Here is a 26837-nt window from a genome sequence, read left to right on the forward strand (position 1 = left end):
CTCCTACTTATCCGTTAAATGCACATACCCTGGACGTGCCCACTTACGATGTACCTCAATTCCAGCTTGAGGGTGACGTTTTTTATTGCGTGGGTTCGCTTTTGGCATCGGATTTTCGCCATCAACTTCTAATACTTCCATACGTACTTTTGTTTGTTTATACGCAGGTGTATTCGTACGTACATCCACAGCAGGACCTGTTAAGAAATTAATTGCCGTTTCGTTATCTGTAGAGTTCATCGGTAAATATAACTCATTCGCTTTTACACGATCTGTAACGAGTGCACGTAATTTTAATGCTCCAAAAGGAGAGACAAGACGAACTAACGAACCTGTTTTTACGCCACGTTCTTTTGCAAGGTCTGGAGAGATTTCAACGAAAACACCAGGTACTTTCGTTTGAATACCTGTTGATTTATTTGTCATATTCCCTTCATGGAAATGCTCAAGCATACGACCGTTGTTAATGTGAAGGTCAAACTCAGCTGGAAATTCAGCTGGACGTACCCAGTCAGCAATCGCAAAACGAGCCTTTTTATCTGGGAAGTTAAATCCGTCTTGGAACAGAAGTGGTGTATTCGTTCCATCAAAACTTCCCCAATGGAAACTGTTCCATCCTTCAAGCACTTCATAGTTCGCTTGGGAGAACAATGGTGATAAACTTGCCATCTCAGCAAAGATTTCACTTGGGTGGCTATAATTCCAGTTTGCACCTAGTTTATTCGCAACTTCCTGGACGATCCACCAGTCTGGTTTCGCATCTCCTAGCGTAGGAAGAACTTGATATAACCTTTGGACACGACGCTCTGTATTTGTGAAAGTACCTTCTTTCTCAAGAGATGGCGCTGCTGGTAATACAACATCTGCATATTGAGCAGTTTTAGAAAGGAAAACATCTTGCACAACGAAGAAATCAAGGCTCGATAACACTTCATGTACATGATTTGCATTAGAATCTACAAGAGCCATATCTTCTCCGACAAGATACATTGCTTTCATTTTTCCTTCGTCAATTGCGTGAAGCATTTCGATATTATTAAGACCTGGTTCACTATCAATTTTCACTCCGTAAGCAGTTTCAAATTTCGCACGTTCCATTTCGTTAGTAACGTGCTGATACCCTGGAAGCCACCCTGGTAAAGTACCCATATCACAAGCACCTTGTACGTTATTGTGGCCTCGAAGTGGGTATGCGCCTGCTCCTGGACGACGGTAGTTCCCTGTTGCAAGAAGTAAGTTTGAAATTGCAGCGGAAGTATCAGAACCACCTGTATTTTGCGTTACCCCCATACCCCAAAGGATACATGTACCATCTGCATCACGAATCATTTCAGCCATTTGAATAAGCGTTTCTTTTGAAATGCCTGTTACTTCTTCTGCATATTCAAGTGTATATTCCTCTAGGCTTTCTTTGAAATCTTCAAAGAAGTTTACATTCTCATTAATGAATTCCTGATCATGCCAACCTTGATCAATCATATATTTCGTAACAGCCATTAACCAAACTTGATCTGTTCCTTGTTTTGGACTAATAAAGACATCTGATCGCTCTGCCATTTCGGTTTTACGAAGATCAGCTACAATTAACTTTTGTCCGTGTAATTTATGTGCACGTTTAATACGTGTAGCTAGAACAGGATGACCTTCTGTCGGATTACATCCTACAATAATAACAAGACCAGATTGCGCAATATCTTTAATCGTTCCGGCATCACCGCCCATACCAATTGTACGGAACAAACCATCCGTTGCTGGTGATTGGCAATAACGTGAGCAGTTATCAATATTATTCGTTCCAAATACTTGTCGAGCTAATTTTTGAATTACATAATTGTCTTCATTTGTAATTTTAGAGGAAGAAATAAATCCGATAGAACCTTTACCGTACTCTTCTTTAATAGCGCCTAATTTATTTGCAACTACATTCAGTGCTTCTTCCCATGTAGATTCAACAAACGTTCCATTTTTACGAATTAAAGGTTTTGTTATTCGTTCTTTAGAATTTACGAAATCCCAACCAAATTTCCCTTTTACACAAGTGGAAATTGCGTTAACTGGTGCATCAGAAGAAGGTTGTACTTTAAGAATTTTACGTCCTTTCGTCCACACTTCAAATGAACACCCTACACCACAAAATGTACATACTGTTTTCGTTTTCTTCGTACGAGTATCACGCATGGCCGCTTCCACTTCTGATACCGCAAAAATACCGCTATATCCAGGCTCAACTTCTTTAATTAAATCTACCATTGGTTCAAGAATATCTGGTTTTAATCCCGTCATAAATCCAGCTTCACCGAGCATCGTTTTCTCCATTAAAGCATTACAAGGACAAATCGTTACACATTGACCACAGCTAACGCATGAAGAATCATTAATATTTACTCCTTCATCCCAAATAACTCGTGGGCGTTCCGCTTCCCAGTCTATCGATAACGTTTCATTTACTTGTAAGTTTTGACACACCTCAACGCATTGACCGCATGCAATACATTGATTAGGATCATAGCGATAAAACGGATGCGTCATATCAACTTCACTTACATCTACTTTTGGTTCATACGGATATTTTTGATGTTCAATTTCCATTAATTCTGCTGTATTATGCAGTTTACAGTTCCCATTGTTGTTGTCACATACTGTACAGTATAATAAATGATTTTCTAGTAACCGATCCATCGCCTCTGTTTGTGCTTCTTTTGCGCGAACAGAAGCACGTTCAATGTTCATACCTTCCGTTGCTATCGTCGAACAAGAACGCATTAACTTTCCGTCAACTTCTACAATACAAGTGTCACATGTTTGAATAGGATCTACTTCTGGCACGTAACAAATTTGCGGATGTTCAATCCCGTTCTCATTAATAACACCCAATATCGTTGAACCGGGCTCCGCTGTATACTTTTTTCCGTCAATTGTAATATGAACCATGTTGTTATTCATGGTCTTTCCCCCTTTTTGAGAATAAAAAAACTCCACCACGAAAATATACGCACCACATTTCGGCACGTTATTATCATGGTGGAGTAGTTTATTAGCACATCTTGCTAAAATACCAATCCATTTATTCATAAATAAAACGATAGAGTCATAACAGGTCCTATCACGATTCCATCTTTAACACTATAATTATAGCGTTAAAGTTAAAAATATACAATATAAAATTTAAACTACGCATATGTCAGCTTGTAACTATCCATAATAACCCATATAAAGTGAAACTTTAATCAGCCCTCACCACTCGGGATAAAACATAACAAGGAGTAAGCGAACAAATGGGGTCTTTTAATAAATGGATTCGTGGTGAAAAATCTTTTTCTACCCAAGAGCAAGCTGATTACGCATTAAATAAATCTATCTCTTCTTCCCTTTCCCTTAATTTAAAGCACTTGTCCAAACTGTTTAGCGGTATTCCAGAATTAATAACACGCACTTTTCCATTAAAAAACGGACAGGAAGCTGCACTCATATATATGGAAGGACTTGTAGACAAAACTGTTATTAACGTAAACATTCTTCGTCCTCTCTTATTTAAAGAGTGGAATGAAGACGATTTTTGGAAAGCCTCTGTTTCTATCGGAAATATTAAAAAAGTTCAACAGTGGACAGACATTGAACAATCTCTTTTACACGGCAAAAGTATTTTATTTATAAACGGACAACTATCCGCTTTAGAGCTCGATACGCAAGCGGCACCAAAAAGGAGTATTGAAGAACCTACAACAGAGAGCTCCATAAAAAGCTCACACGAAGGATTTAATGAAGTAGCGAGCGACAGCCTTGCACTTATTCGTCGATATATTCCAAATCGCGAACTAAAAGTGAAGGAATTCACTGTTGGTGAACGAGCTACTTCAAAGGTTTTTTTGCTTTATCTAGCAGATGTTGCGAACGAAAATGTCGTAAAAGAAATGGCATCCCGTATCGAGTCAGTAAAAGTTGATGCGATTCTTACTACTGGTGAATTAGAGGGGTTTGTTGAAGATAATTCATTTACTCTCTTTCCGCAATTATCAATAACTGAACGCCCCGACACAACAGCACATCATATTCTAGATGGGCGAATTGCCGTTGTTGTAGATCGCTCACCAGGCGTATTAATAGGACCTATGACCTTTTCATCCTTTTTTCAGACGATAGATGATTACAGCTTCAGACCCATGATTCCATCTTTTATACGACTCCTTCGTTTCACTGGGCTATTTATTGCAATATTTGCTCCTGCTCTTTATATTGCTATGATTTCCTTCCATTATGAAGTGATTCCGCTCAAATTGTTGTTAACGATTGGAGAATCTCGAGCCAAAATTCCTTTTCCTCCCATATTAGAAGCTTTATTAATGGAATTAGTTCTCGAAATGCTCCGAGAAGCAGCGATTCGGCTTCCTGGACCTGTTGGGCAAACAATCGGCGTCGTAGGAGGAATTGTAATTGGACAAGCTGCCGTTCAAGCTGGGATTGTTAGTAACGTTATGGTTATCGTCGTATCAATTACTGCGGTTGCCTCCTTCATTATTCCTAACTTAGAAATGTCAGCAGGAATTCGGCTTCTTCGATTCCCTATGATGATAGCCGCCTCTTTATTTGGCGTCATTGGAATTATGGTTGGGATGGCGATCATTATTATTCATATACTTTCTATGGAATCTCTCGGTGTTCCTTATGGTAGTCCTTTTTCTCCGTTATTTGCTTCGGATTTAAAAGATACCCTTGTACGTTTCCCATGGAAAATTATGAAGAAACGGCCACTATCTCTACAATTAAAACAAGATAACCGGCAAAGAGATGTTGAGGAAAAGGAGGATAATAAGTGACAAAACGTGCAAAGAGGGAGATTAGTTTATTTCAATACATTTTAACGATTAGTGGTGTTCAAGTAGGATTCGGTGTCCTTACACTTCCGCGTGAAGTTGCACAAGGGGCAAATACAGATGGCTGGATGTCTATTATTATTGGATGTGCTCTCACTACTTTAGTCAGTTTATGTATTGTGAAAATTATGGAAAAGCATCCTGGATATACTTTACTCGATGTGCTAACTCGTTATCTTGGGAAGTGGCTAGGAAGAGTAGGAATGATTTTTTGGATTTTATATGCTGTCCTTGCAGCTATTTCCTTAATTTTTTCCCTCTTATACGTTATTCACATTTGGATTTTACCTAGAACTCCAATGTTTTTAATTATGATTTTACTATCTATTCCAATGTTAATGCTAGCATGTAAAGGCGTTCTTATTATAAGTCGCTACGCTGTTTTCACTGTATTTTTCACGCTATGGATGCCTTTTCTATTGTTTATTCCGCTTAAAGATGGGCATTGGATTTATCTTCTTCCTCTTCTTAAAGAAGGCTGGATACCAGTTTTAAACACAGTAAAATCAACTATCATTGCGTTTCTCGGATTTGAGTTTGCATTTGTCCTTTATCCTTATCTCAGTAATAAATCATCTGCAAAAAAAGGAATTGTTATCGCAAATTTGATTACGCTATTTATTTATCTTCAAGTCACGTTTGTCTCTTTTGTTTATTTTAGTCCAGATGGTATAACAAAGTTTTTATGGCCGACTCTTTCTCTTGTTACACCGTTTCACTTCTCATTTCTTGAGCGATTTGAAATTATCTTTTTGTCATTTTATCTCTTTATTATTTTTGATTCCTGTATTCCTTATATTTTCACTGCTTCAGATGGAATTAATCAATTTCTTAACAAAAAAGGCAGTTCATTACCTATTTATGTTTTATTATTCGGGTGTATTTTCATCTTATTCTTTTATATCCCTTCCTCTTACCAAATAAGTGCGTTGCGGGAATTTTGGGGAACTGCTAGTTATTTTATCGTTTTTCTATTCCCAGTCGTATTTCTCTTATACATGACACTTTATCAGTATTGGAAAAGGAGAAGAGTTTAAATGTGGCGCTTTATTCATTTCACTATACTTTACTTTCTCATAACCTTTTTAACAGGCTGTGGAGATCGACTCGACTTAGAAAAACAATCGATTTCATTAATTTACGGCTTTGACGCAAAAGCAAAAGGAAAATTAATTGTGTACCACGTGAATCCTATTTTTAATGAAGACGTAGAAAAAAAGTACGAAACACATGAAGCAAAAGTGCGTACACCTCGAGAAGCAAAAGCAACGTTTAATAGTTCAAGTGGCGGTTTAGTATCTACAGAAAAGTTACAGCTCATTTTATTTAGCACAAATTTTTTAAAACAAGAAGGGGCTATGCCTTACCTTGATGTTTGGTATCGTGATCCTAAAAACACTGGAAACATGCGCATGGTTGCAGTAGACGGTCCAATTTCTTCAGTTATATATAATAACTTTAAAGATAAGCCTGCCCTTCCCGAGTATTTAACAGATTTAATTAATACGAACAAACTGTACAATCGGACCGTTTTTACGACATTCCATGAATTTCACAGGCAAACGTTTAATAAAGGTATAACACCTGCTATTTCAGAAATAAAAAAAGGTAAAAAGGATGTTATCGTTACTGGTTCCGCGCTATTAACTTCTCGCGGAATTTATAAAATGTCATTAAATCGTTATGAAAGCGCCCTTCTTCTTTTGTTACAAAAGAAAGCGAATACACCGGTTTCGCTTACATTGAAAATCCCTTCTACTTCAGTTGAAAGTAATAGTGATTTAAAAGATACCGATGGCGGCGATTTCGTAACAATAAATGTTCTTAGCATGAATCGTGATATCCATACAGATTATAGCGATAACCACTTCAAATTTCATGTTAAAATGGATTTAAAAATTGCTGTCTCTGAACTTACATTCAATATGGATATAGACAAAGATAGAAAGAAATTAACTTCTCTTATTACAAAACAATTAAACAAAGATTTGAACGATTTAATCCACAACATTCAAAAACAGCAACTTGATCCATTCGGATTTGGTGATTATGCGAGAGCGTTTCAATATAAAGAATGGAAACAAGTCGAAGATGATTGGCCGAGTGCCTTTTCAAAAGCTAATGTGAAAGTGGCACCAACTATTAAAATTTTAGAAAATGGGATTATTAAATAGAAAAAACACGCTACTTGTTCTTATATGAATAAGTAGCGTGTTTTCATTTCCATTACAAGTATTATTTCAATGGACTATACTTTATTTCTATTTCTAACATTACTATGTTTTTTAGCATATACAAAATATATGAAAACACCTACTATAATCCATGCAACAAAACTAATTAAAGTAAGCTTAGAAAGGTTCAAAGCTAAATATATACAACTTACTATCGAAACGATAGGTAAAAAAGGTACTAGAGGAGCACGGAATGGCCTCTTCATATTAGGATGTGTCTTTCTTAATACAATGACAGCTATAGATACAAACACAAACGCTGTTATCGTTCCCATATTCACTAAATTAGCTAATAAATTCAAATCCACTAATCCCGCTAATAAAGCTGCTAGTATACCTGTAACCCATGTATTAAAAAATGGAGTTTGTAAACGTTTATGAACACTTGAAAGTCTTTTTGGTAACAATCCATCTCGACTCATCGAGTAAGATACACGAACAAATGCAAACATAGCTACTAACAGAACTGTTGTTAGCCCTGCTATCGCTCCCACCGATAACAACCCAGCAATTCTATCTTCTCCTACAGTGCGCAACGCATATGCAACAGGATCAGCAACATTTAATTCCGTAAACGGAACCATTCCAGTTAACACGAATGAAACACCTACATATAGAACCGTACAAATGAACAAGGAAACAAGTAGCCCAATTGGCACGTTACGTTGTGGACGCTTCACTTCTTCTACGGCTGTTGCAACTGCATCAAATCCTAAAAAAGCAAAAAATACAGTAGCAGCGCCTCCTACCACACCGTGAAAACCAAACGGTAGAAATGGTTGCCAATTCTCTGGTCTTACATATTGTGTCCCTACAACAATAAATCCTACAATAACAGCCAGTTTAATAATAACCATTATATTATTTATTCGTGCACTTTCTTTTGCACCACGGCTTAATAAAAATGTAACAACTAAAATAATAAGAACTGCTGGTAAATCAATGATTCCACCCTTCCCCATTCCTGGTGCCGAAGCAAAAATCGTAGGAATGTGAATATTAAAACCTAGTAGCAATGACTGAAAATATGCTGACCAGCCTGCTGCAACCGCAGAAGTCGCTAATAAATACTCCAGCATAACACACCAGCCAACTATAAATGCAAAAATCTCACCTAGTGTCATATATGTATATGAATATACACTTCCCGAAACTGGAACTGTAGATGCAAATTCAGCATAACAGAAAGCTACACATGCACATATAATTGCCGCTAATACAAAAGATAATACAATCGCTGGACCAGCATGTTTCGCTGCTACAATACCAGTTAATACGAAAATACCTGTACCAATAATTGCTCCAATCCCTAAAAGAGTTAGATCAATCGCTCCTAAAGTTTGATTCAATACTTTTTTCTTTTCTTCATCCATTGCTTTCTTTATGAAAAGACTCATTCTTTGAAACCTCTTTTTCAAGTTTATCTCTTACTTGTTACATTCTTTATTACTGTTCTATTTTAAAAATAAAAATATACATAGTTCACTTCCCCTATAGACTTAGTAACCCACCTCAAAAAAACAGAAAAATCAATCTCTTTATGCCGTATTGAATTTTCAAAATATTAATCGTACCAAAAACCATTAAGAATGCTGATTGAATTTATCATACAATTAATTATATTGTCAATAATAAATCAATCAAAAATAATCGGTTGATTATGTATCAAATGTTATTTTTATACATAATTATTTTCTCAAAAACATTGTTGTTTTCCACCTTAATATTCATACACATTTTATTACATTGATTTTCATACAATTTTCATTACATACAATGCAATAAAAATTAAAATAACCTCAAATGAATTATTATTTAAAAATAATAATTCATTTGAGGTTATTTTACCATTTTAATACTAACAAAAAAGTGCAGATTTTCATCTGCACTTTTTTTATTCTTCCGCTTCAGCTTCTGCACTACTATTTCCAAGATGCTCCTTCTGAGCTTCCTCTTGCAGCTCCGCTGAAATCATCCCATAATAAAGTTCCGGATATAACCCAAATATTTGATATACACTTCCTAAAAACGGCATCAGAATCCCTCTTTTCTAAAGTTGTATTGCCACTTTTAAGGATTCCCTTTTCATTCATTATACATTCGTTTTTGACGTTTCTTCTTCATCTTGAACACCTAATAAATTTTGCCATTTTTTATACGGAGCGCTATTTGGATCTACATATCCTTTCGCATGCGAGCGATCCCACAATTGTTTAATAAACATTTCTTTCTCTTTCTTTGCCACCATATCGGCACCTGTACCGTAATAGTTCTGGAAATACAACTCGATTTCATCAAGGAATAGTCTTAATAATTCATCTGATGTTTCTTCTAACGTCGGATCATACTTCGCTTCACGATCATACATTAAAATCATATCTAAAAGATTGTGGACATGTTCTTTTCTAAGCCATCTTACATCTTGGGCTCCTAATACGAACGGATGTGTATATAAATGTCCACCTTGTATCATCGCCTTTTCTTGCTCTTCTTCAAATCGTGACAAGATGTTTTCATAAATAAACGGATTATGAAGCAACGCTCTGTGTAATTTATAACTTTCGCTTGAAATATTTTTCCCCATTGACTGAATTAAAAAGCTACGTCCTACACCGTTATATTGATACACAAACTGTCCATCAACAGCAACTAAACTAATCCAGCGATACATATATGCGTATAGTAATGCACGATTACATTTATCATAATCTAATTTTGTTTGAGTCGCATTTAAATCTGGCATAAAGGCTGGTAAGTGCCAATACTTATCTAAATGCGGCGTTAAACTAGATTTTTTACTATTTAATTTGTTTACACGGCGATAATACGATTGGAAATAGTCACCTTTATCATTCATAAATCCATTTGAAATATGTCCTGATGATAATTTAGGAAAGTCTTGCAGCGATAAGCCGTAATGCGCTCGATAACAGATCACTTCAAATGGCGAAAAGGCTTCATGTACTGTATCTTTTTCTTTAAACATTTCTTGAATTAATTCCTCTTGCAACTCTTTCTTTAAAGAAGGATGTATACCCCAATATTGTAATTCCCTATGATGAGCAACTTTCGGAACGAATGGACTCGCTAAATGGAACAGGTCTTCAATTTTTTCACGAACGTATTCATCGCGATCACGTTTCTTATAATCTGCTTCTTTTCGCAACGCTTCAATAATATTCAGTTCTAATTTATCACGATAGCGTACTTGCAGTTCGTCATAACAATAGCTCAGTATATGTTCTCGGTAGAAATCCTCTACCTTTTTCGACTGAATCTCTTCTGTTTTCGCATCACGACAATATTCCCCGTACAAACTCATGTAAATTTCCGCTGATATATCTTTCGGTAGTACACCTAAATTTAAATGTTGCTGCATATCTTGCCATATCTTTTCTTGCAGCTGTTCCTCAGCTAATACATATACATTCGTCGGGTTTGTTTTCCCTTCAAATTCCTTACTGCGCTTTTGGATTTCAAACAGTAAATTTTCACGTGTTTCATGTAAATTATCAAAAAATCTTTCCCAATATTGAATCATTTTATTAACTGCTTGATATAGCGATTGATATACAAGTTCTAATAGCATTTCTTTTCGATATTCATTTAATTTGTGTACATATTGCGTTACGATGTCTTCAAATTCTCTTTTGAATAAACGTTGCTGATTATTAATCATTTTTCCGAACCAGCCTTGTTGTTGAGCAATTTCTACTCGGCGTACAGCCGTTACCGTTCCATCAATATTACCCACATTAAATTTTTTATCGTAATTTTGAATTACATTACGCTTTTGTTCATTATTTTCATGTAGTCGATTCATTTTTTCTACTAACTGCTTTCGAATTTCATATAACATAAAACGCGCTGCTACTGGGTGAACGGGATCTGTTTTCTTTAAAAACCATGTATTTAATTGATAGGACTGCCCTTCAGAACCACTTGGTGAAAAGCGGTCTGATTCAATCATGTCATATAAAAGTGTCGTTACATGTTCATGTACCCGGCTCGGAATCGCATACGCATATAAACGCACCGCATGATCCACTCTTGCCACTTCACCCTTCATCTGTTCCATCATTTTCAGTTTCGTAGCTGAAATTTTACACTCATGTTGCAGACGATTTAATTCCTCATCTTTTTGCACCGTTCGTTGTACATAACTTTCTACAGCTTCTAAAAACAGTTTTGATTTCGCAACTCCGAGCTTACCACCCTCTGCTCCTTCACGTGTTTCATTGTACATTTGTCTATAGAAAATATGAGCTTGCTCTGGACGGGTAGCAAGATGCTCCAAGTCCTCTAAATAACTTTTACCTCTCTCCGGCTTTTCACGTTGCATCCCACGTTTTACATCTTGATCGTATCTTTGCTTCTTCTCTTGAAACAGTTGATCTAAATGAAGCCACGATTCATCTAAACCTTGCACAGCCCATTTTAAAGCACAATATTTTAACACATGTTCATATGGATAAATGAGTTTTGCCGTTCCTGCCCCGCAATATCGTCCTTTTCCGCTTGATTCTGCTAATTGCTGAATTTGATTGTCTTCCTGTGCAAAATGACTTGTGGACATCGGGCTAAATAACTGTAAATAAATTGTATTTGCCATCTGTTCCATATAGTCTGATAAATTGTGTAAATGGTGTCCATGTAGGTTTTCGTAATCGTATAAGAAACAATAATTGTACGGTAAATGATGTTGTTTAATTGTATGATTCGTTCTTCCGTCTTCATCTACTTGATCAGGGCGATACTCTAATTCAATTGTTACACCGCCGCGTTTTGATAATTCTCCAGTAGACCCGAGCGTAATAGCATGTAATTCTTTTAACGATGCATAGCCATTTGCTTGCACCGTTTCAAATTCTTTCGCGCTAACCGTTCTCGTCTTTACTAAAACATCCGGCATTAAAAACGCACCGCGTATTAAAATGTTATGATGCTGCAATTTCTTCCGAAGCATTTCACGTAAATATAAAGCAATTTGCAGAAACATCCCTGAACCTGTTCCGCCTGCTAGTGATGTTACTATAATGACACGCACACCATATTCCGTTTGATCACTTGTAACCGGAAAGATTTTCTCGATTTCTTGCCAAAAAGATGTCAATTTATCTTCTTTCATCGCAGCACGTAACGCTAAACGTGAAATGACGCGTAACTGTCCTGCTCCTTCTGTTAATGGTTTATCAAGTATAGTCGGATCCATCGGAAACCACTCTGGGATCGTTGGATCTCCCGCAATATACTCCCTAGGCGTTTTACTAGAACTTGTTTGTGTCTTAAACTTTCGAATATGATCGAATTTACTTAATGTATTCACATCTGTATCAAATACGTGCATTGCTACCTTTTTCCGGCGCTCTTCAGGCAGTTTTTCATATATTTGATGCGTCACAGTACTACCGATTCCACCTAAACCAATTAATATTGTTGGAACTTGTAATGTCATGTGAACCACCTTCCTATTCTTGCTTGTTGGAAAAAAGGGAAAGAGGATTAATACTCCATCCCCTTCTTATCCCTACCTACTATTCACATTCGTACTTGTAAATCTCTTTACCATATCCCCTATCAATTAGTAAAAGTTCATTTGGATATAGTGTCTTATGTTCCATTCCTACTTCATCCTCTGCTATAAACATTCCATCAATAATCATTCCAACTACTTGTGATTCTTTCGCTACAAAGACAGATTTCGAACCTTTCTTCGCTATAAACGTAACGGATTGCACGGTTTTTCTTTCTGCTCTATACGGAATACCAAAATAATGGTTCCACCATTTATTTCGAAGTAATTCTGGTTCAGATTGATATAGCCAATCTTTCGCTACCTCTTGATCCCATTCATAATACAGTAGTGCTTTCCGGTGAAATCTTGGCCGAATAATCCATCCTAAAACAATGATTCCTACTACTAGCAGTAATAAAGTGATAGGAATGACAAACTTAAAAATAAGCGCATATTTTTCATAAAACGGAGCATCTTGAATATGGAATGTTATGTTTTTCTTTACTTCTTGTAACTTTGAATCCTGCATTACGATGGTAGCTTCTACGGTGCCGGTATCTGTAAAATTAAATGTGTCGGAGTAATAGGGACGAGGATAAACATAGATTTGATTTCCATGTTGCTTTATTTCATAATTGATTGATTGTTTAGATGTGACACCAGTAGATTTTAATAGTTTTTTTACAGCCTCTTCTGTCATCGGCTTATCATCTAACTGTGGTTGTATAATAAATGGTTTACTATTCTCTAAATTTGTTACTTTTTCTTCATAATCTTTCGTGACAGTTTGAAGTGATAATTTAGGCTTTTTCGTTGTTTCGATTTTAAATTCTTTCGTCTGTCTGTAAAACCCCTTTATGTTCATATGAACTTTCCCGCGTACTAACCCTTTAGTAAGCTTCGTTTCGTAATAAAATACATGTCTTTTATCGTCCCACTTCATCGCATATTGCTTCCCGTCTATTTCTACTTCTGCCTGAAAGTAAGAAGACTGAACTGGCAACTCAGTAGGTTTTGCTTGAATAACAGCTGTCACATCTTCATACATTTCCTCAACATTTTTTCTATCCTTATCCTCTTTGTCATAAGTAGAAACAGTATAATTAAGTGCCGGTTCGACTAGTACTTGTAATCCTTCTTTCTCAATATCTCGGTCCACTTCTATCGTATACGTTCCTGGTTTAATAACTTCTTCATTTTCCGTACTGATATGAACTATATTTCCGAACAATTTCGCTTCACCTGGTGCATGTATGGAAAAAGAAGATTGTAATTGTAATGGTTTAGAAATTTGTGTGACCTGATAATCGGGCAAAGAAGGCGATTGTCGTACAAGTGTCATACGTTTTAACGGAAATGGTGTTGTAATCTCTACTTTCTTCCCTATTACTTTCGTTTTTACAATCGATTCAACGGAAGAGAACGGATCACGATTTGCAACTAATGCTGCCACTTGATTGACGCTTTTTACAATCCCATCCTCTCCACTAGATGGCATCGTAACCCCGTTGAGCTCTTTCTTCCATATTTCTTTAAACGTATTTAGTTGTGCTTTTTCTTGTTGCCCTAAATCCTCTTCCATCGTAATTAAAATTGGATGTAGCGATATCTTTTTTGCATCCATACCCTTCTTAAACTGTGCTAACTTTTGTGTAATTTGTTCTTTTCCGCCAACCTTATCTTTCTCTAAATCATTAAATGCCCCGTCAGTTAAGACAATAAGCCAAAATTCACGCTTCCCATCTATATCTGCTTCCTTTTTTATAGATTGCATCGCCGTTTCTACCGCGCTAAATGGAGTATTTAAATACGTTTTCCACGCTCCAATTCCCTCAATTTCCATTTGTCTCTTATCCTTCGCTAACGAAATGTTTAATGGATCATTCGGCTTACTCATTGGAACGTAAGAAAATTTATCTTTTTCATCTAATAGCGCAACTAAACTTTGCAAAGCATAATTGGCATATTTCCAGCGATCGTTATTTCTCATGCTGCCCGAATCATCATATACAAGTGAAACGACCCTTTCCTTTGCCTCCTCTCCTTTTGCAAAAGTCCAAAAAGGATGTAACCATATAAATAGAAACAACATGAATGTGGCACAAATTCGAATTTTCATGATGAGGCTTCGCCACCTTTGTAGACAAATTCCTATGTTTAAATTTATGAGAGGAAACAAGATATATGACTTGTATTTTAGGACAACTAACCCACCATAACTTTATTATGTAAACAGATCATACACTTGGTAATATTCCTTCTAGCATTCTCTATCCAATTATATAAGTAAAAAAGCCTGTTTAAGCTCCACGCTTAAAACAGACTTTTCCTACTTTTTATTTTAAAAACACATGACAAAAAGTTTGATTTTTAACTTAACACATCACTTCTATTGTAAATCCACCAGGTGCTTCAACGTAAAACGTATACGCATGGGCATGCTTAGGAGGCTGGACCAAAAATCCATCTTCCTTCAATCTTTGATTTATCTTATCTACTTGTTCTTCACTTTCTTGTGGAAATCCTACATGAAATGTTTTTGGATACTGAACTTCTTTTCCTTTCATTAACGTTAGTATAAATCCATCATTATCACGCATAACTGCAAAGGCATTCCCCCTTGTTCCACTACAAGTTAAGCCAAAATACTTTTCTAAAAACTCTCTTGCAGCTACTACATCTGCAACTGTTAAATTAAGATGTTTAATTCCCAATTCATCACCTTATTTCTTAATTTTCTAACATTTTATCATACAATTAAAAAACACGCCTTTCACAGCGTGTTTCCTTGCTTTACATACACTTCAACAATCGGATTCTCTTTATGATCCGCATGCAAGCGTATATTCTCTTCACTTGTATTATAAATACTAGCTAATAACATTATCGTTAACACATTAGGTGTCTTCGCATCACTTCCGTATTTTCTCTCAAGCGCTTCCTTATATTCAAAATCTAAATCCCCCTGCACATATGTATACACTTCAAAACCATCTTCTAAATTGCAAACTACTGTATCAATAATATCTGCCCCTACTTGCTTCTTCATTTCCTCTCGCAACGCTTCAATAAATTCTTCCCACGGTACTTCGTATGTCTGAAACTGATTTGTAGATTTCATGCCTTTTCCTCCTTATATATCCTCTTCTTATATTTCCCCTTTCCTATAACAATTATGATAGATAGGGCATTCGTACAAGCCGCACTTGTCCCCCTTACATATCGTATTACTGTAATGCGGAAGGAGGAAAGAACATGCATAGACAAAAATGTTATGATACATGCCGACGTTACTTCGGAAAAGTTGTTCGGATTGAAGACCGTGATGGCCGTATACATTTAGGGAAAATAATCGATGTGACACAAAGCTCTGTATGGATTGAACCGGTGCAACAGCGCTCATCTTTTGATTCAGGATTCGGCTACTATGACGCTTATGCAAACGGTGGTTGTGACCTTTGTGGAGGCCTTAGCAGGTGTGATAGTTGTGGATTCGGATGCGGTGGTGGATTCAGCAGCTGCGGATGTGGTGGTCGTGGTTGTAGTAGTTGTGGTGGCTGGGGAGGCGGCAGTTGTGGCTGGGGTGTTGAACTCGGATTTGGTTTCATCTTCGGAATTACATTAGCTTCATTATTTTTCATTTAACATAGTAAAGAGTTGGCTACCTTTAGCCAACTCTTTTTCTTTATTTTTCACATATAAAAATACGATGCCCTAAAATGTGTTGGTACATAAGCCGTATATTTTCATGCTGTACCCACGCCTCATATAACTCATTCGGAATATGTGAGGATACATTCCATTCTGGCTCTTCTACATAGCCAGAGATCGTTTCTGCAATCGTGCCACCGCCAGCAATTGTAATTCTTTTAAAATTTGCTTTCTGAAATAATTGTACCCACTCATTCTCCGTTAATAATTCTTTCATACCATATAATTGGGCGATTTTTTCTTCCTCACCCTTATCAATGTGCCTATCAATAATCATTTCAATGACAACAAGCTTACCGTCCTGCTGTAATACACGATAACACTCCGAGATAACCCTTTCTTTGTCTGTAAAAGCGATGATTGATTCTCCAAGTACGAACTCAAATGAGTTATTCAAACACGGTAAATGCTCCACATTTCCTTCAATTAATTGTATAGCTAACCCTTCAAACAACCATCTATCTTTTGCCTTTTGAATCATAATTTCATTCTTTTCAACCGTTGTTACTTTATAACCAAATTCCCTTGTCATATATGCCGCTGTTTTCCCCGTACCGCAACCTATCTCAAGGACATTCGCTCCATATTTAAAAGGCAGTTGTGCTAACAATTGTTTTGTTAACGTAAAGCCACCAGGATGAGCGCTTCCTATTCCGTAATAAGCTAGGAAATCGATGTATGTGTTTCGCTTCATGGGATTCTCCCTTTTTTATTTTATATATTCGAGCAAGGAAGAAAAGTGCATAGAAAAAAGGGCGTATTGTACGCCCTTCATCTTACTTATCCTCTGTAATATATGCCCATTTATAGCTGTAGTCTCCACCAACTGGATGGTGAACAATACCTTTTACTTTAGGTCTTTGAACGATAGCATCACCACGTTGATATAATGGTGCAATTACAGCATCTTCCAATAACATTTTCTCCGCTTTCAGTAAGCTATCCCAACGCTCTTTCGTTTTCGTTAATAGCTCACCTTTACCTTTTTGTACAATCTCATCATATTTAGGATTTGAATATCCTGTTTGGTTATGAGGGCCATTTGTAACAAACATATCAATGAATGTCATTGGATCTAAGTAGTCAGGCCCCCAACCAGCGTAAGATAAATCATAATCTAGATCTGATTCTAATTTTAACTTTTGTTTAAATGGCTGGTTTTTCAAATTCACCGTTAAACCTGGTAGGTTTTTCTCAAGTTCTCCTTTTAAGAATTCTCCTACTTTTTTCGCACCATCACCATCATAGTTTAATAGTTCTACTGTAATTGCATCTTTTCCAAGCTCTTTTTTCGCTTTTTCCCAATGCTCTTTTGCTTTTTTCACATCTGTTTTTAAAATATCTCCATTTTCTTTACGGAAGTCTTTTCCATCTGGGCTCTTAGCAAATTCTTTTGGCACTAAATAATCTGCAGGTGTAGAACCATCATTTAAAATTACATTCGTTAAGCCTTTTTTATCGTACGCTTTTGCAATCGCTAAACGTAGATCTTTGCTCTTTAACACTGTATCTTGCCCACCACGTTTTTGGTTTAAGCGTAAGAAGAATGTTGACGGTGTTTTTTGTGTAAAGAAGTCGGGGTTTGATTTATATTTGTCAACAAATTCAGATGTAAGTCCTGAACGATCGATTTGTCCACTTTCATATAAGTTAACACGTGTACCGCTATCTTTTACTACGTCAAAGTTGATTTCATCTAACTTAACTGTTTTATTATCCCAATATTGTGCATTTTTCTTTAACTTCCAACCTTCTTCATGTTTCCAGTCTGTTAATGTAAACGGTCCATTGTATAACGTCGTATCTGATTCTAAACCGTACTTTTCTCCTTTTTCTTTTACAAATTTCTCGTTTAATGGATAAAATGTTCCAAATGAAGTTAATTCTACAAAGTAAGGAACTGGATTTTCTAATTCTACTTCTAACGTATAGTCATCTACAGCTTTTACTCCTAACGTATCTAGTTCAGCTTTTCCTTCATTAATCGCTTGTGCATTTTTCAAATCAAACATAATGTATGCATATTCTGCTGCTGTATTTTTATCTACCGCACGTTTCCAAGCAAACACGAAATCCTTCGCTGTTACAGGCTCTCCATTTGACCATTTTGCATTTTTATTTAATGTAAATGTGTATTTTTTACCATCATCACTCTTTTTATATGATTCAGCAACTCCTGGTGTTGCTTTATTATCTTTATCAAGTCGATATAAACCTTCCATTACGTTGTTTAAAGCTAGAAACGATACTTGGTCTGTCGCTTTAGCAGAGTCCATAGATGGAATCTCTTGAGACTCTGTTAAATTAAGCACTTGCTTCGCCGCTAGCTTTCCGCCTTCTTTTTCACCGCTTTTTGGTGTTGTGCTTGCCTTCTCTTTATCTCCTGATCCAGAGCAAGCTGTTAATGCCATACTCATTACTAAAACTGGTGCTACGACCGCTGTAAATTTTTTCATCTTTTTTCTCTTCATTTTTTTGTACCCTCCCCAATTATATGTACGATATTAACATTTAGAAATTCTCTACTAACTTTCGTTATCAGAAAATTCTTATTAATTAATATTCTACTGTTTTTTTAAATTTTGTAAAGTTTTTTGTAAATTTTCTAAATATTTATTTTTTTATTATAGTATCTTGTTGTTTTAACTACTATATGAATTATCCCCCGTCTACTATATGTAAACATCCCTTCTCTTATTCCACTCTATTACTACATTCTATATTTTTCTTATTAGCATGAGGTCTCTTACTATCATTCATCTTTCTTACCACTTACTGACCTCTCTAATTTCCTCAGATAGAACCTTCCTAATCACCTATCCAATTCTCAATAGGCTAAAGAGATTTATTCCCTTATACATACTAAAAAGCATTTCAAAAGCAGCTCAGCCACTTTTGAAATGCTTTCACTTTATTTTTTTCCGCCATCCTCAGTTACATACGCCCACTTAAAGCTATATTCTGGACTGATGTTATGTTTCACAATTCCTTTTACATTCGGTTTCATTACGTACGATCTTCCTGTTTGATATAAAGGAACTAACCCTGCATCTTCTTCAAGGAATAATTTTTCAGCTTTCCCTAACGTTTCCCAACGTTTTTTCGCATCACTCATTAATTCATTACCTGCTTTTCCTACCATTTCATCGTATTTTGGATTTGAATAACTCATTTGGTTGTACGGGCTCTTCGATTCAAACATATCAATAAATGTCATTGGATCCGCATAGTCTGGACTCCAACCTGCATAAGAAATTTCATAATCTTGCGCAGTTTCTAATTTTAATTTTTGTTTGAATGGCTGAATTTTCGTATTAATCGTTACACCTTTTAAATTTTTCTCAATTTGATCTTTTACATAGTCAGCAATCTTTTTCGCAGTTCCATCATCATAACTTAGTAATTCAATTGTCACTTGATCTTTTCCAAGTTCTTTTTTCGCCGCTTCCCAAGCTGCTGCTCCTTTTTTCGGATTATATTTCAGACCATTTTTAAATGTATCTTGATAATCTTTACCATCTGGCCCTGTCGCAAGTCCTTTTGGAACCAATTGATCTGTTGCTTTTGATCCATTATTTAAAATTACATTTGCCAATCCTTTTTTATCAACTGATAATGCAATTGCTTCACGTAGTTTTTTGCTCTTTAAAGGTGTATCTTGTCCGTTACGTTTTTGATTTAAACGTAAGAAGAATGTACTTGATTCCGCATACTCACCATATTCTTCTTTGTTCGATTTATATTTATCTACAAACTCTCCTGATAGTAATGTAAAATCAATTGATCCTGTATCATATAAGTTTACTTTCGTTGCAACCTCTTTTACTACACTATAGTTAATTTCTTCTAATTTCACAGTCTTTTTATCCCAGTACTTATCATTTTTCTTCAGCTGCCAACCTTGTTCATGTTTCCATGAAGACATAACGAATGGACCGTTATACACAGTTGTATCTGCTTCTAAACCGTACTTATCACCTTTTTCTTTTACGAATTTTTCATTTAATGGATAGTATGATGGGAATGCTAATAAATTTAAGAAATACGGTACCGGTTTTTCTAATTCTACTTCTAGCGTGTAATCATCTACCGCCTTCGCTCCTAATTCAGTTACAGGTTTTTCCCCTTTATTAATCGCTTCTGCATTTTTAATATAGTAAGCAATAAATGCATATTCTGCCGCAGTATTCTTATCAAGTAAGCGCTGCCATGCGAAAACGAAATCTTTCGCTGTTACAGGATCACCATTTGACCATTTTGCATCTTTTCGCAGTTTAAACGTATACTTTTTACCATCTTCACTTTTCGTACTAGACTCTGCCGCAGCAGGAATTGGCTTATTATCTTTATCAAGGCGATATAGGCCTTCCATCGTGTTCCCTAAAATTTGCGCACCTAATGTATCAGTAGATTTAGAAGTATCCATTGTCGGAATTTCTTGGTTTTCCGTACGATTTAATACTTGTTTCGCTGCATATTTAATATCAGATTTTTTTTCTTCCCCACTATTTGATGTAGTAGTCGTTTTCTTTTCCCCACCTGACACAGAACATGCTGTCAATGCAACACTCATCGCTAAAACTGGTACCACAACTGCCGTTAACTTTTTCATCTTTTTTCTCTTCATTTTTGTACCCTCCCTAATTATATGTACATTACCAACCCTTGAGAGACCCCTTACTAAAGATTAATTTTTCGGAAAATTACAACTAATGTTATTCTACTCTTTTTTTCGCATTTGTAAATAGTTTAATTTTAAATATTCTGACTTTTTTGTTTTAGTAGGATTTATCCCCCATCTACTATATGTACATACTATACACCTTATTCTCCTCTATTTAACCATACTAAAAATTAGTATTTTAAGCTCACAAAAAAGCATTTCAAAGTAGCTTAGCTACTTTGAAATGCTTTTTTAACTCTATTATTTTTCAGTTACATATGCCCATTTAAAGCTATATTCCGGACTGATATTATGTTTTACAATACCTTTAATATTTTGTTTTAGAACATATGCATCACCACGTTGGTATAAAGGTACAAGTGCTACATCTTTCTCAAGAAGTAATTTCTCAGCTTTTCCTAGCTCTTCCCAACGTTTCTTCGCGTCACCCATTAATTCAGTGCCAGCTTTTTTAATCATATCATCATACTTAGAATCAGCGAAGCTCATTTGGTTATGAGAATGATTAGACTGGAACATATCTAAGAATGTCATTGGGTCAGCATAGTCAGGTCCCCAACCAGCATATGATAAATCATAATCTTGCTCTGTTTCTAGTTTTAGTTTTTGTTTGAATGGCTGAAGTTTAATATTAACTGTTACACCTTTTAAATTTTTCTCAATTTGGTCTTTTACATATTCCCCTACTTTTTTCGCATTACCAGTATCATAGTTTAATAACTCAATTGTAACTTGGTCTTTACCAAGTTCTTTTTTCGCTTCTTCCCAGGCCGCAGCAGCTTTTTTCGCATCTGGTTTGATACCATTTTTAAATGTTTCTTGGAAGTCTTTTCCGTCTGGTCCAGTCGCTAACCCTTTCGGTACTAAGAAGTCTGCTGGTTTAGATCCGTCATTTAAAATAACGTTTGCTAAGTTTTTCTTATCGATAGAAAGCGCGATTGCTTCACGTAATTTCTGACTCTTTAATGGTGTATCTTGTCCACCACGTTTTTGATTCATACGTAAGAAGAATGTACTTACTTGTGAGTATGTGCCAAACTCCTCTTTGTTATTTCTATATTTGTCAACGAATTCACCTGATAGAAGTGCGAAATCAATTGCACCTGTATCAAATAAGTTAACCCTTGTATTTATTTCTTTTACTACACTATAGTTGATTTCATCTAATTTTACAGTCTTTTTATCCCAATATTGATCATTTTTCTTTAGTTTCCAGCCTTGCTCATGCTTCCAATCAGTAAGAACGAATGGTCCGTTATATACTGTTGTATCAGACTCTAAACCGTATTTATCACCTTTTTCTTTTACGAACTTCTCATTTAATGGATAGTACGATGGGAACGCTACTAAGTTTAAGAAGTATGGTACCGCTTGTTCTAATTCAACTTCTAATGTATAGTCATCTACCGCCTTAACTCCTAGTTCAGTTACTGGTTTTTCACCTTTATTAATCGCCTCTGCATTTTTAATTGGGAATGCGATAAACGCATATTCTGCAGTTGTTTTTGGATCTAATAATCGTTGCCATGCATAAGCAAAGTCTTTTGCTGTTACAGGATCACCATTTGACCATTTTGCATCTTTACGTAGTTTAAATGTATATTTTTTACCATCTTCACTTTTCGTACTAGATTCTGCTGCAGCTGGGATTGGTTTATTATCTTTATCTAATCGATATAACCCTTCCATTGTGTTCCCTAAAATTTGAGAACCTAATGTATCTGTATTTTTTGAAGTATCCATTGTTGGGATCTCATTTGTTTCTGTACGATTTAACACTTGTTTTGCTGCTAATTTTTCCCCTGATTTACTATCTCCACTAGAGCTAGAATTTGTGCTTGTCTTCTTATCTCCACCTGATGTAGAACATGCTGTTAACGCCATGCTCATTGCTAAAACCGGTGCTACAACTGCTGTTAGTTTTTTCATTTGTTTCTTTTTCATTTTGTACCCTCCCTAATTCTTAACGATAGCTATTAAAGAATTTTCTGATAATTCTGTTTTTCTCTATATATTTATCAGACGATTCTTACTAATTCTTATTCTACTAATTTTTTAATTTTTGTAAAGTATTATTATTGAAAATTTTTAAAAAATTATTTTTTTACAGTAATATTCATAAAAATTCCATATTTTGTTCAAACCTTATTTCGCATTCATACACATTCGTTGTTTTAATCACTTTCATCTCATTTACCACTTGAATACTTGTTAATTATTGCTAATAAATAATGCATATATCTAAAAACATCTTTTCTACAAAAATAAAAAAGTCAGCAAAGCTGACTTTTTACCCGACCATTTTTTCTCTTTTCATTTCCTCTACTACTCTCGTATACTTCTCATCATCAAATTCATTTTCACTTTTCGCAACAACTACAGTTGCAATACCGTTACCAATTAAATTAACGATAGCACGTGCTTCTGACATGAAACGATCTACACCAAGTAATAACGCTAAACCTTCTAATGGGATAACATTCATTGCCGATAGGGTAGATGCTAGTACAATGAATCCCCCGCCGGTTACTGCTGCTGCTCCTTTAGATGTAACTAACAAAATAGCTATTATAGTTAATTGTTGACCTAGTGAAAGATCGACGTGAAAAACTTGCGCTAAAAATATAGTTGCCATTGATAAATAAATCGTTGTTCCATCTAAGTTAAAAGAGTAACCTGTTGGAATGACTAAACCTACTACCGGCTTCGAACACCCGAAGTCTTCCATCTTTGTCATCATCCGCGGCAGTACTGATTCTGACGATGATGTCCCGAGAACAATAAGTAATTCTTCTTTAATATGCGCTAAATATTTCCACAAACTAAATTTATACAATTTACAAATAAAATTTAAAACAATAAAAACAAATAATGCCATTGTCGCATATACACAAATCATTAATTTACCAAGTGGTATGAGCGTGCTTAAACCATACTTCCCAATTGTAAATGCCATCCCACCGAATGCTCCAACTGGTGCTAATTTCATTACAATTGATAAAATGTTAAAAAATACTTTCGATAATCTTTCAAAAAAGTCAATAACCGGTTGTCCATTTTTTCCTAACATCGTTAACCCTGCTCCGAATAAAATGGAGAAGAACAGAACTTGTAAAATATCACCTTTGGCAAATGCTTCAAACATGTTAGACGGCACGATATGTAAAAAGAAATCCATCCATTTCATTTCTTGCCCACTTTGTACATATTGCGAAACATCTCCGCCTTTTAGTTTTGAGGGATCTAATCCATCTCCTGGACGTACAACATTCGCTACGATGATACCAATAATTAAAGCCGCTGTTGTAACAATTTCAAAATATAATAGTGCCTTCCCACCAACACGGCCTACCTTTTTCATACTTCCCATACTTGCAATACCGAGCACAATTGTTAAAAAGATAATCGGTGCAATAACCATTTTAATCATATTGATGAATGTTTCACCAATTGGCTTCATTTGTTGTCCAACACTCGGCCAAATTGCCCCTACTGCAATACCACAAATAATGGCCACAATAACTTGGAATGTTAAATTCTTTACGATTCTCATTTTTGATACTCCCCTGTATTTTCATTTCTCCCATACTATTTCAATAATTGCTAATGATATATTCTATGTAATAGCCCCCCTGTTATTTAACTTAAACTATAACTTTATGTTACACTATTATCTTAAACTTGAAAATAGTATATAATATTCACGAATAAAAGACATACTATTTAACGTAATAAAAAAGCAGACATTACATCTGCTTTAATTCTCCTCAATCTGTTTTTCACTTAATCCTAGATGTGTTCTAAGAGTATTACTCAAACTCTGTAGATCTTTTTTATTAGGATTATAATAATATACACGTTGCCCGTTTGGGCCATTAGGTAAGTATAAATCATCACCAGCTAATTGTATTTTTTCAACTGAACCGTTTAAACCGTATTTATAAAAAGATAAAATATCATCCATTACTAAATTTGTTTTAAAATCACCATCAACCGCCTCAACTATTTTTTCTAGCTTCGTAATCGATCCTACACTTTTTAATTTACTTAAAATCGCTTCAATAACAAGTTGTTGGCGCTGTCCTCTCATTGCATCACTATCAATATGGCGCGTTCTTGCTAGTGCAAGTGCTTCTTCCCCATTTAATTTTTGTAATCCTTTTTTCAAATGAATCGCATCAGGTTCATCTTTACTATTTTGCTCCGTAAATTCAACTGGGACATCCACTTCAATACCATCTAACCCATCAACAATTTTAGTAAAGGAACCAAAATTAAATTTCACAAAATAATCAACAGGCACCTGTAACAATTTTTCTACCGCTTCCACAGAAGCTTGCGGTCCTCCATCTTTACCATTTTTAACGAAACCACTTCCATATGCATGGGTTATTTTATCTTTTTTCTTTTCAACTGGAACATATGTATATGTATCACGCGGTATGCTCGTTAATTTCACTGTTTTATCGTCTTTATTAAAAGTCGCTAACAATAATGCATCTGTATGAAATGCACCATTATATTCCTTTTGTCGTTCTTGATTTTCATCAATTCCCATAATTAAAAGTGAAACATGATTTGCAATTGGCTTTACAGATTTCTCACGTAAATTGGATTTTTCACCTCGTGCTAAATTCAAATTAGATTTTTGTACAAGACTAGAAGTTTTCATATATACATAGGCCCCATAGCCAATTCCACCAAATAGTAATACCGCCAGTAGTAAACTTATTATCTTTTTCTTTTTATATTTTTGCTTATTTTTCTCTTCTCTTAAAGATGAATGATTCCCCATTTACTCTCCTCCTGTTTCTATTCATCCAATATGTTTTTCATTTTTTCATATTTAGCGCTATCCTTTTGAAACATACTTTCTTTCAATCCCTTATCTATTTGTATCCATTCAGTCGTAACTGAATATTGAATCAAGCCTTCTTGAAAACTAAGAAATTTCAACATAATCCCTGTATTTTTCTCCACAACCATTTCGAATTTCCCTCTTAAATCTTCAGAGGTGCTAACAGGCATCTCTATGTTTATAACTCCTTCAATTTTGTAACAATCTAATCCAAGATATTTCGTTTCTTTATAATTCCAATCTTTATATCGAATTAATAAATCTGCGAATTCTGATTGAATACTATATTTAGCTAGCCCTACATATTCATCATCATATCTCTTTTTCTCATCTGATTTTCTCACTAACCTTTCCGTAGGATTTAATTTTAATAGTTCATTGTTTCTTTCTTTCGGGTTCCATTTTGTCTCTTTATAGGTATACTTCTCATCATCAAACTCTTTTTTCTTCCCCTCGTTATATATAATTGTTCGTTTTTTGGCTAGTTTATCTTCTTTCGAAGAGATACCTCTTTGTTTCTCCGTATCAATCGCATACTTATATGTTGTAGCAATTCTTGATGAGCTAGAATATTCCTCAAATTGTCCTGAAATATTTTTAAAATAATCAATAGAATCTAGCATTTTTTGATGAATCTTTTCTTTATCTGGATAATGTACATTCGATTTTATTTCTTCTTCATTTTCATAATCAGAAAACGCTTTTTTCTTTACATATTCAAATACTCCACCATTTTGCGCAAAACTTTGTATAGAAAACTCAGTCATAGATACCACTGAAAGTATACAAACCGCTGCACTAATTATCATCATATGAATTTTGTAACTCTTCTTTTTTACCTTAAGATTATGTAGCGTGCTATTAATCTTTTCATTTAACTCTGGAGGTACTATAACATTTTCATCTTTTATTCTCTTTTTTAATTTCTCATCAAATAATTTTTCATTATCCATCCTTTACACCC

18 protein-coding genes are annotated in these 26837 nt (G+C 35.3%); 4 read left to right on the forward strand and 14 right to left on the reverse strand.

The features are described 5' to 3' along the window. Positions 1–3: 3 nt before the first annotated feature. A complete protein-coding gene (fdhF, locus tag AC3WVZ_RS16365) occupies positions 4–2943 on the reverse strand; it encodes a formate dehydrogenase subunit alpha (protein ID WP_001063637.1) in 2940 nt (979 codons plus the stop codon). A gap of 332 nt (positions 2944–3275) precedes the next feature. On the opposite strand from fdhF, the gene AC3WVZ_RS16370 reads away from it, so the two are divergent. From AC3WVZ_RS16370 to gerSC, 3 genes are read left to right on the forward strand one after another with little or no spacing between them, the layout of a single operon-like run. Next, positions 3276–4814: a spore germination protein gene (locus AC3WVZ_RS16370; protein WP_033695956.1), complete on the forward strand. Its 1539-nt coding sequence runs from the start codon at positions 3276–3278 to the stop codon at positions 4812–4814. Then, positions 4811–5908: an endospore germination permease gene (locus tag AC3WVZ_RS16375; protein ID WP_233935150.1), complete on the forward strand. Its 1098-nt coding sequence runs from the start codon at positions 4811–4813 to the stop codon at positions 5906–5908. The genes AC3WVZ_RS16370 and AC3WVZ_RS16375 overlap by 4 nt, the downstream gene beginning before the upstream one ends. Then, the gene (gene gerSC / locus AC3WVZ_RS16380) at positions 5909–7045 is read left to right on the forward strand and encodes a spore germination protein GerSC (protein WP_025687015.1); all 1137 of its coding nucleotides are present in this window, start codon (positions 5909–5911) and stop codon (positions 7043–7045) included. It abuts the gene before it with no gap. A gap of 74 nt (positions 7046–7119) precedes the next feature. On the opposite strand, the gene AC3WVZ_RS16385 is transcribed toward gerSC, so the two are convergent. The 6 genes from AC3WVZ_RS16385 to AC3WVZ_RS16410 all read right to left on the reverse strand — a co-directional run bounded on the left by AC3WVZ_RS16385 (position 7120) and on the right by AC3WVZ_RS16410 (position 15741). Continuing rightward, positions 7120–8502: an APC family permease gene (locus tag AC3WVZ_RS16385; protein ID WP_233935152.1), complete on the reverse strand. Its 1383-nt coding sequence runs from the start codon at positions 8500–8502 to the stop codon at positions 7120–7122. A 497-nt stretch (positions 8503–8999) separates the two neighbouring features. Then, a complete protein-coding gene (locus tag AC3WVZ_RS16390; RefSeq protein WP_001116195.1) occupies positions 9000–9140 on the reverse strand; it encodes a hypothetical protein in 141 nt (46 codons plus the stop codon). 57 nt (positions 9141–9197) lie between these two features. After that, a complete protein-coding gene (locus tag AC3WVZ_RS16395; protein ID WP_000175124.1) occupies positions 9198–12560 on the reverse strand; it encodes a tubulin-like doman-containing protein in 3363 nt (1120 codons plus the stop codon). Positions 12561–12639: 79 nt separating this feature from the next. Continuing rightward, on the reverse strand, positions 12640–14739 hold the full coding sequence (locus AC3WVZ_RS16400) for a vWA domain-containing protein (RefSeq protein ID WP_233935154.1): 2100 nt from the start codon (positions 14737–14739) through the stop codon (positions 12640–12642). A gap of 256 nt (positions 14740–14995) precedes the next feature. Then, positions 14996–15334 (reverse strand): VOC family protein, encoded by a 339-nt coding sequence (locus AC3WVZ_RS16405; protein WP_033695953.1) that lies wholly within the window; start codon positions 15332–15334, stop codon positions 14996–14998. A 59-nt stretch (positions 15335–15393) separates the two neighbouring features. Beyond that, positions 15394–15741 (reverse strand): hypothetical protein, encoded by a 348-nt coding sequence (locus AC3WVZ_RS16410; RefSeq protein ID WP_063220817.1) that lies wholly within the window; start codon positions 15739–15741, stop codon positions 15394–15396. A gap of 134 nt (positions 15742–15875) precedes the next feature. Here AC3WVZ_RS16410 and AC3WVZ_RS16415 point away from each other — a divergent pair, with 134 nt between their 5' ends. Continuing rightward, positions 15876–16265, forward strand: coding sequence for a hypothetical protein (locus AC3WVZ_RS16415; RefSeq protein ID WP_233935155.1), 390 nt, complete (start codon positions 15876–15878; stop codon positions 16263–16265). A 40-nt stretch (positions 16266–16305) separates the two neighbouring features. On the opposite strand, the gene AC3WVZ_RS16420 is transcribed toward AC3WVZ_RS16415, so the two are convergent. The 7 genes from AC3WVZ_RS16420 to AC3WVZ_RS16450 form a co-directional block, all read right to left on the reverse strand. Continuing rightward, positions 16306–17025, reverse strand: a complete 720-nt coding sequence (locus AC3WVZ_RS16420) for a class I SAM-dependent methyltransferase (protein ID WP_000828243.1) — start codon at positions 17023–17025, stop codon at positions 16306–16308. Between the two features lie 82 nt (positions 17026–17107). Then, the gene (locus tag AC3WVZ_RS16425) at positions 17108–18802 is read right to left on the reverse strand and encodes a peptide ABC transporter substrate-binding protein (RefSeq protein WP_000823435.1); all 1695 of its coding nucleotides are present in this window, start codon (positions 18800–18802) and stop codon (positions 17108–17110) included. Positions 18803–19242: 440 nt separating this feature from the next. Next, complete coding sequence (locus tag AC3WVZ_RS16430) at positions 19243–20958, reverse strand: peptide ABC transporter substrate-binding protein (protein ID WP_063220816.1); 1716 nt, start codon at positions 20956–20958, stop codon at positions 19243–19245. Between the two features lie 297 nt (positions 20959–21255). After that, a complete protein-coding gene (locus AC3WVZ_RS16435) occupies positions 21256–22959 on the reverse strand; it encodes a peptide ABC transporter substrate-binding protein (RefSeq protein ID WP_000730163.1) in 1704 nt (567 codons plus the stop codon). Positions 22960–23305: 346 nt separating this feature from the next. Further along, a complete protein-coding gene (locus tag AC3WVZ_RS16440) occupies positions 23306–24568 on the reverse strand; it encodes a dicarboxylate/amino acid:cation symporter (RefSeq protein WP_001223628.1) in 1263 nt (420 codons plus the stop codon). 204 nt (positions 24569–24772) lie between these two features. Beyond that, positions 24773–25810, reverse strand: a complete 1038-nt coding sequence (locus AC3WVZ_RS16445) for an LCP family protein (protein ID WP_000526726.1) — start codon at positions 25808–25810, stop codon at positions 24773–24775. Between the two features lie 17 nt (positions 25811–25827). Further along, the gene (locus AC3WVZ_RS16450; protein WP_063220815.1) at positions 25828–26826 is read right to left on the reverse strand and encodes a hypothetical protein; all 999 of its coding nucleotides are present in this window, start codon (positions 26824–26826) and stop codon (positions 25828–25830) included. Between the last annotated feature and the right edge of the window lie 11 nt (positions 26827–26837).

This window comes from Bacillus sp. CPT56D-587-MTF (assembly GCF_058792335.1).

Bases quoted from the DNA above. Each gene is read 5' to 3' on its own strand.
- fdhF (WP_001063637.1), bottom strand. From the start codon at position 2,943: ATGAATAACAACATGGTTCATATTACAATTGACGGAAAAAAGTATACA.
- AC3WVZ_RS16370 (WP_033695956.1), top strand. From the start codon at position 3,276: ATGGGGTCTTTTAATAAATGGATTCGTGGTGAAAAATCTTTTTCTACC.
- gerSC (WP_025687015.1), top strand. From the start codon at position 5,909: ATGTGGCGCTTTATTCATTTCACTATACTTTACTTTCTCATAACCTTT.
- AC3WVZ_RS16385 (WP_233935152.1), bottom strand. From the start codon at position 8,502: ATGAGTCTTTTCATAAAGAAAGCAATGGATGAAGAAAAGAAAAAAGTA.
- AC3WVZ_RS16390 (WP_001116195.1), bottom strand. From the start codon at position 9,140: ATGCCGTTTTTAGGAAGTGTATATCAAATATTTGGGTTATATCCGGAA.
- AC3WVZ_RS16395 (WP_000175124.1), bottom strand. From the start codon at position 12,560: ATGACATTACAAGTTCCAACAATATTAATTGGTTTAGGTGGAATCGGT.
- AC3WVZ_RS16400 (WP_233935154.1), bottom strand. From the start codon at position 14,739: ATGAAAATTCGAATTTGTGCCACATTCATGTTGTTTCTATTTATATGG.
- AC3WVZ_RS16410 (WP_063220817.1), bottom strand. From the start codon at position 15,741: ATGAAATCTACAAATCAGTTTCAGACATACGAAGTACCGTGGGAAGAA.
- AC3WVZ_RS16415 (WP_233935155.1), top strand. From the start codon at position 15,876: ATGCATAGACAAAAATGTTATGATACATGCCGACGTTACTTCGGAAAA.
- AC3WVZ_RS16420 (WP_000828243.1), bottom strand. From the start codon at position 17,025: ATGAAGCGAAACACATACATCGATTTCCTAGCTTATTACGGAATAGGA.
- AC3WVZ_RS16425 (WP_000823435.1), bottom strand. From the start codon at position 18,802: ATGAAGAGAAAAAAGATGAAAAAATTTACAGCGGTCGTAGCACCAGTT.
- AC3WVZ_RS16430 (WP_063220816.1), bottom strand. From the start codon at position 20,958: ATGAAGAGAAAAAAGATGAAAAAGTTAACGGCAGTTGTGGTACCAGTT.
- AC3WVZ_RS16435 (WP_000730163.1), bottom strand. From the start codon at position 22,959: ATGAAAAAGAAACAAATGAAAAAACTAACAGCAGTTGTAGCACCGGTT.
- AC3WVZ_RS16440 (WP_001223628.1), bottom strand. From the start codon at position 24,568: ATGAGAATCGTAAAGAATTTAACATTCCAAGTTATTGTGGCCATTATT.
- AC3WVZ_RS16445 (WP_000526726.1), bottom strand. From the start codon at position 25,810: ATGGGGAATCATTCATCTTTAAGAGAAGAGAAAAATAAGCAAAAATAT.
- AC3WVZ_RS16450 (WP_063220815.1), bottom strand. From the start codon at position 26,826: ATGGATAATGAAAAATTATTTGATGAGAAATTAAAAAAGAGAATAAAA.